The sequence below is a fragment of the Ancylobacter oerskovii genome, from assembly GCF_018390555.1.
GTDB classification, from domain to species: Bacteria; Pseudomonadota; Alphaproteobacteria; order Rhizobiales; family Xanthobacteraceae; genus Ancylobacter; species Ancylobacter oerskovii.
In genome coordinates, this window is record NZ_JAHBGB010000019.1 from 65,886 (window position 1) to 80,025 (window position 14,140).

Annotated in this window: 12 protein-coding genes; all 12 read right to left on the reverse strand. The window is 70.3% G+C overall.

Annotated elements, in window-relative coordinates:
* Positions 1-16: 16 nt before the first annotated feature.
* Complete coding sequence (locus KHC19_RS09175) at positions 17-988, reverse strand: Bug family tripartite tricarboxylate transporter substrate binding protein (RefSeq protein WP_213352056.1); 972 nt, start codon at positions 986-988, stop codon at positions 17-19.
* Between the two features lie 65 nt (positions 989-1,053).
* Positions 1,054-2,538 carry an aldehyde dehydrogenase family protein gene (locus KHC19_RS09180; protein WP_213352057.1) on the reverse strand — a complete coding sequence of 495 codons (1,485 nt, stop codon included), beginning with the start codon at positions 2,536-2,538 and terminating at the stop codon, positions 1,054-1,056.
* Positions 2,539-2,646: 108 nt separating this feature from the next.
* Complete coding sequence (locus tag KHC19_RS09185; RefSeq protein ID WP_213352058.1) at positions 2,647-3,555, reverse strand: NAD(P)-dependent oxidoreductase; 909 nt, start codon at positions 3,553-3,555, stop codon at positions 2,647-2,649.
* A gap of 84 nt (positions 3,556-3,639) precedes the next feature.
* Positions 3,640-4,266, reverse strand: coding sequence for a malonic semialdehyde reductase (locus KHC19_RS09190; RefSeq protein WP_246548554.1), 627 nt, complete (start codon positions 4,264-4,266; stop codon positions 3,640-3,642).
* Between the two features lie 173 nt (positions 4,267-4,439).
* A complete protein-coding gene (locus tag KHC19_RS09195; RefSeq protein ID WP_213352059.1) occupies positions 4,440-6,227 on the reverse strand; it encodes a CocE/NonD family hydrolase in 1,788 nt (595 codons plus the stop codon).
* A gap of 21 nt (positions 6,228-6,248) precedes the next feature.
* Positions 6,249-6,650, reverse strand: coding sequence for a cupin domain-containing protein (locus KHC19_RS09200; protein ID WP_213352060.1), 402 nt, complete (start codon positions 6,648-6,650; stop codon positions 6,249-6,251).
* Between the two features lie 40 nt (positions 6,651-6,690).
* Positions 6,691-8,802 carry a xanthine dehydrogenase family protein molybdopterin-binding subunit gene (locus tag KHC19_RS09205; protein WP_213352061.1) on the reverse strand — a complete coding sequence of 704 codons (2,112 nt, stop codon included), beginning with the start codon at positions 8,800-8,802 and terminating at the stop codon, positions 6,691-6,693.
* Positions 8,799-9,296, reverse strand: a complete 498-nt coding sequence (locus tag KHC19_RS09210; protein WP_246548556.1) for a (2Fe-2S)-binding protein — start codon at positions 9,294-9,296, stop codon at positions 8,799-8,801. Before KHC19_RS09210 ends, KHC19_RS09205 begins: the two co-directional genes overlap by 4 nt.
* Complete coding sequence (locus tag KHC19_RS09215) at positions 9,293-10,810, reverse strand: tripartite tricarboxylate transporter permease (RefSeq protein ID WP_213352062.1); 1,518 nt, start codon at positions 10,808-10,810, stop codon at positions 9,293-9,295. Before KHC19_RS09215 ends, KHC19_RS09210 begins: the two co-directional genes overlap by 4 nt.
* On the reverse strand, positions 10,811-11,302 hold the full coding sequence (locus tag KHC19_RS09220; RefSeq protein ID WP_213352063.1) for a tripartite tricarboxylate transporter TctB family protein: 492 nt from the start codon (positions 11,300-11,302) through the stop codon (positions 10,811-10,813).
* Positions 11,295-12,995 (reverse strand): CocE/NonD family hydrolase, encoded by a 1,701-nt coding sequence (locus KHC19_RS09225; RefSeq protein ID WP_213352064.1) that lies wholly within the window; start codon positions 12,993-12,995, stop codon positions 11,295-11,297. The genes KHC19_RS09220 and KHC19_RS09225 overlap by 8 nt, the downstream gene beginning before the upstream one ends.
* A 49-nt stretch (positions 12,996-13,044) precedes the next feature.
* On the reverse strand, positions 13,045-14,031 hold the full coding sequence (locus tag KHC19_RS09230; protein WP_213352065.1) for a Bug family tripartite tricarboxylate transporter substrate binding protein: 987 nt from the start codon (positions 14,029-14,031) through the stop codon (positions 13,045-13,047).
* Positions 14,032-14,140: the final 109 nt, after the last annotated feature.

The window sequence follows — 14,140 nt, forward strand, 5'->3', positions numbered from 1 at the left end:
GCCGTCCGGGCCGCGCTCACTCGACGCTGACGCCGATGGTCCGCACCATCTCGCCCCACTTGTTGACCTCGTCCTGCAGATAGACCGAGACCTCCGCGACATTGCGCTTGTGGAGCTGGTAGCCCATGCCGACGAGCTTCTCCTGCACGTCCTTGCGCGCCAGGATCTCGCCGATGTCGGTGTTGATCTTCTCGACGATGTCGGCGGGCGTCTTGGCCGGCGCCAGCACGGCGACCCAGGATTCCGCCACGAAGGGGAAGCCCTTCTCGGTATAGGTCGGCACGTCCGGCATGGCGGAGACGCGGGTCTCGCTGGCGACGGCGAGGCCCTTGAGCTTGCCTTCCGTCACCTGCGGGATGACGCCGAAGGAGGAGGCGACCATGTCGACCTGGTTGCCGAGCGCCGCCTGCACCGACAGCGCGCCGCCGCGGAACGGCACATGCGTCGCCGGCGTCCTGGCGAGCTTGCGCAGGAAATATTCGGCGGCGATGTGCGAGCCGCTGCCGACACCGGCGGTGGCGAAAGTGATCTCGCGATCCTTGGCCCAGGCGAGGTAGTCCTTCAGGTCGCCCGGGTTCGAGGGATGGGTGGCGATGGTCTCCGGCGAGGAGACCGAGATGGAGATCGGCACCAGCTGGCCGAGCGAGTAGTCACGCTGCTTGTAGAGCGTCTCGTTGATGGCGATGGCGGTGGAGGTGACCAGCAGGTTCAGACCGTCGGGCTTGGCGTTGGCGACGATCGCGGCGGCGGTGTTGCCGCCGGCGCCCGCCTTGTTCTCGACGGTGACCGGCTTGCCCCATTTGGTGCTCAGCTCCTGCGCGATGATCCGCGCGAAGGAATCCACGAAGCCGCCCGCCGCGAAGGCGACGGTCAGGGTGACGCGGTCCTGCGGGTAGGAGGCTGCCTGGGCGTTGGCGACACCGGTGCAGCCGAGCATGATGGCGACCGCCGACAGAGCGGCCGCGACCGGACGACGAAGGGCGTTCATTTTCCTCTCCATGTAGGTCTTGCTTGCGAACCTCTCTGCGGAGGTTTCGTCGGTAGGCCGCCGGCTCAGCGGGCCGGGCGCTTCAGATTGACGTGGATGTGCTTCTCCTGGGTGTAGGCGATCAGCTCCTCCAGGCACTCCTCGCGGCCGAGGCCGGACTGCTTGTAGCCGCCGAACGGCGTGCCGAGGAAATGGCGGGAAACCTCGTTGATCCATACGAAGCCGGCCTCCACCTCGCCGGCGAGGCGGTGCGCGTCGCGCACGTCGTCGGTCCAGATCGAGCAGGTGAGCCCGTACTCGACGCTGTTCACGGTCTCCAGCATCTGTGCCTCGTCGGACCAGCGGAACACCGCCAGCACCGGGCCGAACACCTCCTCGCGGGCGAGGCGCATCTGCGGCGTGACCTCGGTGAAGATGGTGGGCTCGACGAAATTGCCGCCGGCCAGCGCCGGGTCGTCCGGCACGCCGCCGCCGCATAGCAGCGTGGCGCCCTCCGCCTTGGTGTCGGCGATGAAACCCATGACCTTGTTGAACTGGGCGCGGCTGATGATGGCGCCCATGGTGGTCGCGGGATCGGCGGGATCGCCCGGCCTGAAGTGTCCGATGCGGTGTACGATGCGTTCGACCACCGCGTCGTGAATGGCGTCGTGCAGGAACACCCGGCTGGTCGAGCCGCAGGACTGGCCGCACCAGGTGAAATTCATGCCGGCGACCACCGCCGCGGCCACCTCGTCGGGGTCGGCATCGGCGCGCGCGATCAGCGCGTTCTTGCCGCCGAGCTCCAGCAGCACCGGCTTGATGGTGTCGGCGCCGGCCCTCATCACCGCGCGCCCGGCCTGGACGCTGCCGATCAGCGAGATCATCGCCACGTCCGGGTGCGAGGCGAGCGCCGCGCCGGTCTCGCGCCCGCCCGGCAGCACGCTGAACACGCCCGGCGGCAGCAGGCCGTCGATCAGCTCGGCGAAGCGCAGCGAGCTCAGCGGCGCCTGATCCGGCGGCTTCACCACCACCACGTTGCCGGCGGCGAGCGGGGCGGCCGACTTGGCGGCGCAGAACATGAAGGGATGGTTGAAGGGGATGATGCGGCCGATGACGCCGCGCGGCTCGCGCACCGAGAAATTCACCGAGTCCGGCCCGAGCGGCACCGAATGCCCCTTCATCTCGGTGACGAGGCCGGCGAAGAATTCGAGCTGGGCGGCGGCGTTGGCGACGTCGCCGGCCATCTCGTGCACCGGATTGCCGCCGTCGATGGCGTCGATCAGCGCCAGTTCGTCGGCGTTCTCGCGCACGATGCGGGCGATCTGCCGGAGGATCCTGGCCCGCTCGGCCGGCCGCACCCGGCGCCATTCGCGATAGGCGGCCCGGGCGGCCTTCACCGCGGCGTCGACATCCGCCGCATCCGCCTGCGCCACGAAGCCGAGCGAGGCGCCGTTGGCCGGGTTGGTCAATTCGACGCGCGCGGATCGGGCGGGGGCCCGCCAGGCGCCGTCATAATAAAGGGCGCGGTTCTTCGGCAGAACATCCGCAGCCTTGATGGCATCGATATGCATGGGGGCGTTTCCTCCCGCCTCGGGGGCGGCGTTTCCCGATTGATGTCCAGGTTTCTCTTGTTGCCGCGCCGTGCCGGCGCGCCGGAAACCCCGGTCTCGCGCGGCCGCTCAGGCCGGCACGTTCGTCTCCTGCAATTCCCGGCGGACCAGATCGAGCATCTCTTCCAGGCCGGGCGGATAGGTGGTCAGGGCAAGGCGGCCGAGCCGCTCCTGCTGCGCCACGGTGCCTTCTGTCACCGCCGGCTCGACGCCGAGTTCGCGCAGCGTCAGCACGACCTCGCGCATTTCGGCGGCGCGGCGCACGCCGTGGTCGAGCATCCGGCTGACGTTGTAGGCAGCGATGTCGCGCCAGGCGATGCCGGGATAGCTGCGCTGGAGCGAGGCGAGGATATCTTCCTCGATGCCCGCCGCCCGCGCGGCGGCGAAGCACTCGTAGCAGAGCGCCTCCAGGCCCTTCACCATCACGCTGCGCACCATCTTCACCTGCGTCGCCGCGCCGATGGTCTCGCCTTCCACGGACAGCTCCATGCCGAAGCCGCGGAAGGTGCGGACGAAATCCGCCGCCGCTGGACCCGCCGCGAGGCAGGGGGTCTGGTGCCGACGCGGATGCACCGGCGCCATGATGGCGAGGTCGAGATAGCCGCCGGGCCGGCCGATGGCGGCGGCGGCCGCGCGCTTGCGGCCGGGCGACACCGAGTTCACGTCGACGAAGAGCTGGCCGGGCGCCAGCCACGGCGCGACGCTTCGCGCGGCGTCGAGGCTGGAGGCCGCGGTGACGGCCGCGAACACGTAGTCCGCCCCTTCCATCGCGGCGGCTGGGTCCGCGGCGAGGCGCACGCCCAGCCGCTCGGCCGGCTCGCGCACCCGCGCCTCGTCGCCGGCGATGTCGAACGCCGACACCTCGCGGATGCCGGCCTCGATAAGGCCCCCCGCAAAGGCCTGCCCGGCCTCGCCGAAGCCGATGAAGCAGAGCCGCGGGACCGCGGCGCGGCCGGTAGCGGGATCGGACTGGGACATGCTCACCTCCATTGCGTGCCGGAGCCGGCGGCCGACTCGGGCCTGCGCGGGCTCGGCGCGTCGAACCTTGCGGCCAGGGCCGCCTCAGAGAATCCGGCAGACATCGTCGAAGTCGAAACGGGCGGCGCGCGGGCGCAGGCTGGCCGGGTCGCCGTAGCCGATATTGACGAGGAAGTTCGACCTGACCCGCCCGCCGGGGAAGAAGGCCTCGTCCACCGCCTCGTGCAGGAAGCCGGACATTGGGCCGCAATCGAGGCCGAGCGCCCGCGCCGCCAGGATGAGATAGGCACCCTGCAGCGTCGCGTTGCGGAAGGCGGCCCGCCAGGCGAGGTCGGGATCGGCGATATAGGCCTCGCGCCGGCCCGCCGCGTGCGGCGCCAGCGTCTCCAGATGCTCGTAGAAGGCGGTGTCGATGCCGAGCACCGCCGTCACCGGCGCCGCCATGGTCTTGTCGACATTGCCCGGCTTCAGGCAGGGCCGGAGCCGCTCCTTGGCCTCGGGCGAGGCCACGAAGACGATGCGCTGCGGGCAGATGTTGCTGCTGGTCGGCGGCAGGCTGGCGAGCCGGTGGAGGGCGCGCAGCTCCGCTTCCCCGACCGGCTTCGGCAGCCAGCCATAATAGGTCCGCGCCTCGCGGAAAATCTGGTCGAGGGCGCTGTCGGCGACACGTTGGCGCGTCGCGTCCGTCGTTGCGTCCATCATGGCGTTCATGGTCGTTTCCACCGTTATTAGGTGGAAATAGACACAAGAATCGAAGCGTCGTCGTCCGGCCAAACGGCAAAAAATCTATAGCTGAAAGTTATATGTCGGCCGCCGCCCGAGCCGGAGCATGCCGGGTTCGCTCCCGCGGCCGGAAAGCCGTCCGGCGCCGCATGCAACCGGCGTCACCGCGCCGGCGGCACACGCGGCAGCAGCAGCTGGCCGGGCGCGGAAGCGCCGAAATGCAGCGTCGTCGTCCCCGCGAAGATTTCCGGCGGGCGGTCGAGCGGGTCGTCGTGAAGGAACGGCCCGCAGCCCGTCAGCTCGTTCTTGAAGGCGGAAAGCCGGCCGCCACTGCCGCCGCCATAGACATAGTCCCGCCCGCGCAGCGTCAGGCCGATGCGCGCGCCGGCCGGTATCACGATCGATGTCGGCCAGATCTCGATGTCCAGCATCACCGGCTCGTCCGGCGTCAGCGGCTCGATCTCGTCATGCACATGATAGGGGCGATAGGGCCGCGACAGCACGGGATCGACCTTGCGATGCGAGGCGCGCAGCCACCCCTGCGCCACCGGCGTGTGCGGATCGATGGCGCCCTGGAACACGACCTCCTTCATATCGGCGGCGAACACCCGCAGCACGGCGAAGATGTCGCAATCGCCGGTGCTGGAGGACACCGCCAGGCGCAGGGCCGACGGGCCGGTCAGCTCGGTCTCCTCCGCCAGCGGCCCGGACAGGAACGTCACGCCCTCGCCCATGGCCTCGAAGCGCACGGTGCCGCTCGCCGTCGGCGGATGGGGGCTCAGGCGCAGGCCGTCGGGATCGAGATGGAAGGCGCTCCATTGCGTGCGGGCGATCGGCCACTCGCCCTCCTTGCGCGGCACGAAGCGCTCGCCGGGATGGCGCACCTGCAGCAGCACCGGCGGCTCGCGGTCCCAGCCATTGTCCTCGCCCTTGAGGAAATGGTCGAAGAAGCGCAGCTGCAGCGTGCGGCCATAATCGGTGTAGAACTCGGTCCAGTGCTCGATGCCGTGCACCTCCAGCCATTTCCGGGGTGCGGCGGCGCGCACGAAACCCTCGAAATTGCCGCGGGCATGCAGCCCGGCGCCGCCCCAATTGGCGCAGGAGAGGAACGGCGTCACCACCCGGTCCCAATCCGGCGAGCGCGCCTGGTGATAGGCGTCGTCGAGCGGATGGGCGCGGATCTCGTCGCCGAAATCGCAGCGATTGCGCGCGAGCTCCTCCTCGCCGAGCTCCAAAGGCCCGCAGACCAGCCCGCCATGCACGCGCGAGCGGCGGCCGCGCTCGCCGATGCCGTGCTGCACCGTCTTGACCTGCATGTCGTACCAGTTGGCCCAGAAGGTCGAGAGGATGCCGCCATGGTGGGTCATGTCGCGGTACCAGTCGGCCGCCCCCTCCCAGATGCACATGGCCGCGAGGTGCGGCGGCTGCAGGCTGGCGACATGCCACTGATTGCTGCCGAAATAGGAAATGCCGTTGAGGCCGACCTTGCCGTTCGACCAGGGCTGGGTGCCCGCCCATTCGATGCAGTCGTGATAGTCGCGGGTCTCGCGCGGCGAGAACGGATCGATATAGCCGGGCGAGCCGCCGCAGCCGCGCGAATCCACCCGCACGCAGGCATAGCCCTCGCGCACCCATTTCTCGGGATCCACCACCTCCCAGCTCTGGTAGAGGTTGCTGGAATGGGCGGTGACGTCGGGATGCCTGGCGGACATGCGCTCCCAGGCGCTGGGATAGCCCTCCTGGAAGGCGAGGCCCTTGGCATAGGGGCCATAGGTGATCAGCACCGGGTGGCGGCCCTCCGCCACCGGCCGGTACACGTCGGCCCGCAGCACCAGCCCGTCATCCATGGCGATCGGCACGTCCCAGTCGATGCGCATGCCGTCGCGGATCTCGGAGGCGCGCGCGGCAGGATCCGGGGCGGCACGGCCGTTCGCGGTGCGGTTGTCCATGGCGGTGTCGAGCTCCGTTGGTCAGACAGCCTTGATGCCGTGCAGGCCGTGCGAGGTGTCCTTCACCGTGAAGAACACCACGTCGGCGTCCGTGCCGGCCTTGCCCTGGTGCAGCGTGTCCGAGGGGATGTAGATCAGCGTCCCCGGCGTGGCGGTGATCGGCTTGCCGCCCACCGTGGCGTGGAAGGTGCCCTCGAGGATGAAGATCCACTGCTCGTTGGGATGCGAATGCGGCTCGGCGCCGGTGCCGGCCTTCATGCGCATCAGCGCCACCATCATGCGGTCGCCCTCGACGCAGGAGCCGACGGCGCTCGAATAATCCGGCCCGCCGAGCAGGCGGTTCACGCTCGCGAGCTCGAAGGCGTATTCCTGCGGCCCGGCTCTCAGGGCGCCCGGGGTGCGGGCCTGTTCCGTCGTGCTCATGTCGGTGTCTCCTTCCCGTTGCGTGCCGTGCCGGCGCCTCTCACATCAGCGCCGCGATGATGCGTTCGCGGCTCAGCGGCAGGTCGCGGATGCGGGCGCCGAGCGCCCGCGCCACCGCATTGCCGATGGCCGCCGCCGTCGGTCCCTGCGCCACCTCGCCGAGGCCGAGCGGCGGTTCGCTCGCCATGTCCATGAAGCGGATCTCCACCGCCGGCACCTCGGAAAAGCGCAGGATCGGGTAGGTGTCCCACTGGGTGCAGCCGGCGCGTCCCTCCCGGAAGCGGACGCTCTCCTTCAGCGTCCAGCTCGTGGCCTGGACGATGCCGCCTTCCACCTGGTTCGCCGCCCCGTCCGGGTTGACCACGAGGCCGGCATCCACCGCGCACCATAGGCGGGCGACGCGGACCTCCTCGTCGAGCTCGACCTCGGCGATGGCGGCCATGTAGGCGGCCTTGTTCTTGTAGCGGGAGAAGCCGATGCCCTTCGCCGTTCCCTCGCCCGCCGGGGCGTCCGGCGACCAGCCGGCCATGGCGGCGACGGCCTCGATGGTCGCCCGCGCCCGCGGGTCGGGCAGCAGCGACAGCCGATAGGCCACGGGGTCCTGCCCCGCCGCCTCCGCCAGCTCGTCGATGAAGCTTTCGATGGCGAAGACATTGGCGAAGGCGCCGAGCCCGCGCAGCGAGGAGGTGCGCACCGGATGGCCGGCGAGGAAATGGGTGACGATGCGCTGCGCGCGCAGATCATAGGGCGCGAAGGCGTTGCGCGCCGAACCGAAGCCGTTGGCGTCGGGCACGTCGCCCGGCGGGACGCGCGACGGCGCACCCGACAGGGCCTCGGCGCCGATCAGGTTGACCGCGCCATGCATGCCCGGCCGCTGGCCGTGCGGCGCCGACCAGATGTCGAGGCTCCAGCCGGCCGGCCGGCCCTGCGGTCCCAGCGCCGCGCCGAGCCTGACCGCCATCGGCGCGCCGAAGGGAGCGGCGGTGAGCTCGTCCGCCCGCGTCCATTGCACCCGCACGGTGCGGCCGGGCCGCCGCATCGCCAGCAGGGCGGCGTCGAAGGCGGCGTCGTCGGCGCCGTTATGGCCGTAGCACCCCGCCGCCTGACGATGGCGGACCGCCACCGCGACGGGATCCAGCCCCAGCGCCCGCGCCAGCGACTGGCGCAGCGGATAGACCCCCTGCGAATGGGTCCAGACGTCGAGGCGCGTCCCGTCCCAATGGGCCAGCGCGCAGCTGGGACCGATGGAGGCGTGGGCGATGAAGCCGCGCGAATAGGTCGCCTCGATCCTCTCGCCGGCCTCCGCCGGCTCGCCTTCGGCGATCACCCGCTCCGCGGCGGGCTGCGCCATCAGCCAGCCGGCCTCCGCCGCCTCGTCGGGCGGCCTCTCGCCGCCGCTCCACGCCGCCTTCTCGCGGGCGACCGCCGCGGCCGCCTCGACGCTCGCCTCGTCCGCGCCGAGAAGGGCGAGGAAGCTGCCTTCCCGCAGGATCTCGATGGGCCGCCGCGCCGCGCGGTGCAGCGCCCGCTCGTCGAGCGCGCCGAGCTCGGCGCCGCGCCAGGCCTGCCGCAGCACGCGCGCGTGCAGCAGGTCCGGCATCCGCATGTCGTGGATGAAGGCGCCGCCGCCGATCTTGTCCGGCAGGTCCGTGCGCGGCTGCGAATGCCCGACCAGCCGGTAGGCGGCGACCGGCTTGGGCGCCGCGCCGCCCGTCGCCTCCCGGGACAGGTCGATGTCGCCGGCCAGACGCCAATAGTCGAAACCGGTCGGCCGGCCGTCGCGGCGGAACGCCCCGTCCTCGACATCGAGTTCCTGCGCCGCGCAGTCGAGCAGCGTCGCCGCGCGTTCGAGGAACAGCGCCCGCACCTCGGCGCAGACGATGCGCAGCGCGCCGCCGGAATTCTCCACCGAGTAGCTGCCGGCGGTATAGCCCTCGTTCGGCCCTTCCCCGGTGTCGCCGGAGACCAGGCGCAGGCGCCTCAGCGCCACGTCGAGCTCCTCCGCCGCGATCTGGGCGATGGTGGTGAGCACGCCCTGCCCGAGCTCGACCTTGCCGGTGGCGATCCGCACCTGCCCCGGGGCGTCGAAGCCGATCCAGGCGTCGAGGCGCGGATTGTCGGCAAGGCTGCGCGGCAGCTGGTTGGCGATCATGCCGCGGCTCCCTCGGCCGCGAGGTGCGCCGCCGCGCGCTGCACCGCCCGGACGATGCGGTTATGCACCCCGCACCGGCACAGGTGCCGGTCGAGCGCCGCCACCACCGCGGCGCGGTCCGGCGAGGGCTCGCGCGCCAGCAGCGCCCGCGCGCTCATGACGATGCCGGACAGGCAATAGCCGCACTGGCCGGCCTGCTCGTCGAGGAAGGCCTGTTTCAGCGCGGCGAGGACGGGATCGCGCCCGACATCCTCGATGGTGGCGACCGACCGGTCCGCCACGCTCCAGGCCGGCCGCGAGCAGGCATAGGCGGGGGCGCCATCCACCAGCACCATGCAGGCGCCGCACTGTTCCAGCCCGCAGCCGAAGCGCGAGCCGGTGAGGCCGAGATCGCCGCGCAGCACCGCCAGCAGCGGCACGTCGCCGGCGGCGTCGACCTCGACGCTGCGGCCGTTGACGGTGAAACGGACCATCAGGGGAGCCGCTTCGCTCATGCGCCCTCCGGTTCGTGAAAGGCCACCTCCCGCGTGCGCCGGATCGAGGGCAGCACGATCAGCGCCAGCAGGGCCGCCGAGGCGAGAAGCAAGGCGAGGCAGATCGGCCGCTGCAGGAAGATGAGGGGATCGCCGCCGGAGATCAGCATGGAGCGCCGGAGGTTCTCCTCCATCAGTGGTCCGAGGACGAAGCCGAGCAGCAGCGGCGCCGGCTCGCAGCGCAGCCGCACGAAGACATAGCCGAGCACGCCGAAGCCGGCGGCGAGCAGCACGTCGAAGCTGGAATTGTTCACCGTGTACACGCCGATGGCGCAGAACAGCAGGATGGCGAGGTAGAGCAGCCGATAGGGGATGCGCAGCAGGCTCACCCACAGGCCGATCAGCGGCAGGTTGATGACCACCAGCATGAGGTTGCCGATCCACATGCTGGCGACGATGCCCCAGAACAGCTGGGGATTCTCGGTCATCACCATCGGGCCCGGCTGGATGCCGTGGATGGTGAGCGCCCCGATGATCAGCGCCATGGTGGCGTTGCCGGGAATGCCGAGCGTCAGCATGGGGATGAAGGAGGTCTGCGCGCCGGCATTGTTGGCCGCCTCCGGTGCCGCCACGCCCTCTATGGCGCCGTGTCCGAAGCGCTCCGGCTGGCGCGACAGCTTCTTCTCGAACATGTAGGCGGCGAACGAGCTCAGCGTGGCGCCGCCGCCCGGCAGCACGCCGAGGAAGGAGCCGATGCCGGTGCCGCGCAACACCGCGGGAAATCCGCGCCGGAAATCCTCTCGGCTCGGCCACAGATGCGAGATCCGGCCGCCGAGCACCGAGCGGTCCTGCGACCCGTGGGCCAGCGTGACGATGATCTCGCTGAGCCCGAACAGGCCGATGGAGAGCGGGACGAAATTGATGCCATCCGCGAGATTGGCGATGCCGAGGTCGAACCGGGCATTGCCGGAATTGACATCGGTGCCGACCATGCCGAGCAGCACGCCGAGGAAGATCATCGCGATCGCCTTCGGCACCGAGCCGCTCGCCAGCACCACGGTGGCGAGCAGGCCGAAGGTCATCAGCGAGAAATATTCCGGGGCGCCGAAGGAGCGCCCCACCAGGGCCAGCGGCGGCGCGGCGAGCGCGATCAGCACCGTTGCCACCGTGCCGGCGAAGAAGGAGCCGAGCGCCGCCGCCGCCAGCGCCGGGCCGGCGCGTCCCTGCCGCGCCATCTGGTAGCCGTCGAGACAGGTCACGACGGCCGACGTCTCTCCCGGCAGGTTGACCAGGATCGCCGTGGTCGAGCCGCCATACTGGGCGCCGTAGAAGATGCCCGACAGCATGATCAGCCCGGATATCGGGGTGAGGTAGAAGGTCAGCGGCAGCAGCATCGCCACCGTCGCCACCGGCCCGATCCCCGGCAGCACGCCGATGAGCGTGCCCACCAGGCAGCCGATGAGGGCGAAGCCGAGATTGGCCGGCGTCAGGGCGGCATCGAATCCGAGCGCGAGATGAGCGATGAGATCGTGCATCTAGAACTCCGGCCAGATCGGGAGGGACAGCCCCAGCCCCCAGACGAAGACCAGCACCGAGCCGGCGATGAGCGCGGCGCCGAGCAGCAGCGTTTCCAGCGGCCGCGCGTCGCGCCCGGCCAGCGCGCCGAGTAAGACCAGCCCCGCCGCCGCGACCACCAGCCCGGTGCGTTCCACCATGAGGCCGAAGGCGACGATGGCGAGCGGGACGAAGGCCAGCGGGCGCCAGGCGATGGCTTCCTCGTGCTCCCGTTCCGCGTAAAAGCCGCGCAGGGCGATGACGGTGCCGAGCCCGACCATCGCCCAGCACACCAGCCGCGGCACATAGCCGGCGCCCATCCGCGCCGCGGTCCCCATGTCGTAGCCGCGCGCCAGATAGAGCCCGAACGCCCCGATGGCGGCGAACATGACGCCCGCCCACAGGTCGGGACGCCCGGTCGGCCCGGCGGCTCGCCCGGCCGGCGCCGGATCGGGAGCGGAGCGTTCAGCCATGGGCGGCGGCCGGGATGATCGGCAGCAGCAGGTAGGAGTCGTGCGCGCCGCCCGAATGGATGGTGTTGTGGCCGGTATTATAATCCGCGTGGTAATGCGTGTAGTGGATGCTGCCGAGGCCGTCGCGCGGCTGGATGTCCAGCCGGATGCGGTGCCCCTTGCGGAACACCATGCTGGTCGGCCACACCTCCACCTGCACCTCGACCTTCTCGCCGGGCGACAGCCACAGCCGCCGCTTATGGGCGTGATAGGGACGGTAGGGCCGGCTCAGTTCGGGATCGAGCTCGCGATGCGACACGCGCAGCCAGCCCTTGGCCACCGGCACCTGCTGGCCCTGCTGGCCGACCTCGAAGACATCGTTGCCCTCGGCGTCGATGTTGCGCAGCGTCAGGAACAGGTCCATGTCCTCGGTGGAGCTCGACACCCAGAAGCGCGCCATCACCGGCCCGGTGACCTCGACGTCCTCCTCCAGCGGCGGCGTCTCCAGCGCGATGCCCATGCCCGCCATCATCGCCCCGGCGGCGAGGAAGGTGGACGAGGCCGAGGCCTGCCCCGCCTTGCCGGCGCCGCTGGCAAAATAGGTGCGCGAGGCCTCCCCGGACGGGGCCTCGCGGGTGAGGCGGCCCGAATTCTTCGGCTGGTCCGCCGCCGGCGGCGACAGGTCGAAATGAAATTTGGTCCACCGGGTGCGCGCCAGCGGCCACTCGTTCTCGTGGCGCCAGAAGCCCTCGCCGTTGCCCTGGCGGATCCACAGCTTCACCGGCGGCTCGTCCATCACCCCGTTGGGCTCGCCCTTCAGCCAGTGGTCGAAGAAGCGGAGCTGATCGTTGCGGCCGTCCTCGGTGTAGAAGGGGTGCACATGGTTGCCGGCATGCATGCGCAGCTTCTTGTGCGGCGAGGCCGCGCGCATGAAGGCCTCGGTGTTGCCGCGCATGTGCAGCCCCATGCCGGACCAGTTGCCGACGGTGAGGAAGGGCACGGTGATCCTGTCCCACTGCGCCTGCTCGCCGCGGAAGGCGCCGCTGTCGAGGCTGTTGCGCACCCACTTCCACAGCGTGTTGGTCTGGAAGGTATCGGGGTTGTGCCGGTAGGCCCGTCCCAGCAGGTGATGCATCATGTGGGTGACGAACCAGTTGGTCATGAACAGGTTCAGGAGCCCGCCATGGAACAGCGCGTCGCGATAGAGGTCGGCGAAGCCCTCCCACGGGATCATCGCCGTGAGCGAGGGCGGCTGCAGATTGGCGACGAACCACTGGTTGATCGCGAAATAGGAGATGCCGCTCAGCCCGACCTTGCCGCTCGACCAGGGCTGGGCCGCCGCCCATTCGATGGCGTCGTAATAGTCGACCGCCTCCTGATAGGACCAGGGCTCGCCCTGGCCGGGCGACTTGCCGGTGCCGCGGGCGTCCACCCGCACCAGCGCGTAGCCGCGCGGCACCCACCATTCGGGATTGACCGTCTCCCAGTTCATCAGCGGATTGGCCTTCTCGGCCAGATCGTCCGGCGGCACCCAGACCTTGTCCTTCTGGTAGGGGCCGAGATTCATGATGACGGGAAACGGGCCCTCGCCCTCCGGCCGGAAGAGGTCGGCCTTGAGGTTCACGCCGTCGCGCATGGGGATGTCGACATCCTTCTCGATGACGATCCGGGACGCGGCGGCCGATGGCGGGGCGAGGGTCGTGGGGGCGTTCATGAGCGGGATTCCGGGCTGCGAGCGGGGAGGGCGGCGGCGGAGGCGGGGCTCACTCCAGCGCGACGTTGGCCTCGGCCACCGTCTTGCGCCATTTCTCGATCTCGCTGTTCAGCCAGGCCTGGGCGTCGTCCGGCGAGGTGCTCGGCTCGGCGGCGATGACCTGCTTCTGGAAGGCGGCGACGATCTCGGGCGAGGCGAGCGCCTCCACGACCGCCTTGTGCAGCGTGTCGAGCACCGGCTTCGGCGTGCCGGCGGGCGCGAACAGCCCCTGCCAGTTGAAGGTGCCGATGCCGGCATAGCCGAGCTCCTTCAGGGTGGGGACGTCGGGATATTCCTTCATCCGGGTCTCGGTGATCACCGCCAGCGGCTTGAGGTCGCCGGACTTCACCATGCCCATGGAGCTGGCCACATTGATGAAGGCGGCCTGCACGTCGCCGGTGATCAGGTCGTTGATCATGCCGGCGGCGCCGGCCTTGGTGGGCACATGCACGGCGTCGAACCCCGCCTTCTTGGCGAACACCGCCATGTCGAAATGCGGGTAGCTGCCGACGCCGGCGCTGGTGTAGCGCAGCTTGCCGGGGTTCTGCTTGGCATAGGCGACCAGCTCGGCCAGCGTATCGACCTTGAAGCCGTTCGCCGTCGTCGCCACCACCACGGCGGGGATGACGGCGAGCCGCGCGACGGCCACCACGTCCTTCTGGTAGTCGATCTTGAACTTGTTGGCGTAGATGATCGGCGTGATGGCGTTGGTCGAGACATTACCGACCATCAGCGTGTAGCCGTCGGGCTTGGCGCGCACCATCTCCTCGATGGCGAGGATGCCGAAGGCGCCCTGCTTGTTCTCGACCACGAAGGCCTGGCCGAGCGTCTCGCGCAGGCGGTCGGAGAGCAGGCGCGCCACGATGTCGGTGGCCCCGCCCGGCGCATAGGGCACGAGGATCTTCACCGGCTTGGACGGGTAGGTGTCGGCGAAAGCGGCGCCGGCGGCGACGACCGCGCCGACGAGGCCGCACAACAGCATACGGGCGAGTTTCATGGCACCACCTCCGAGGCTCCGTGTCGCGAGCCGGCAGTGGCGAAAACGCCGGCGCGCGCCGGGCCATACGCCCGAGCTGCACCGGTGCGGGCTTCAAGTCGACCGTCCC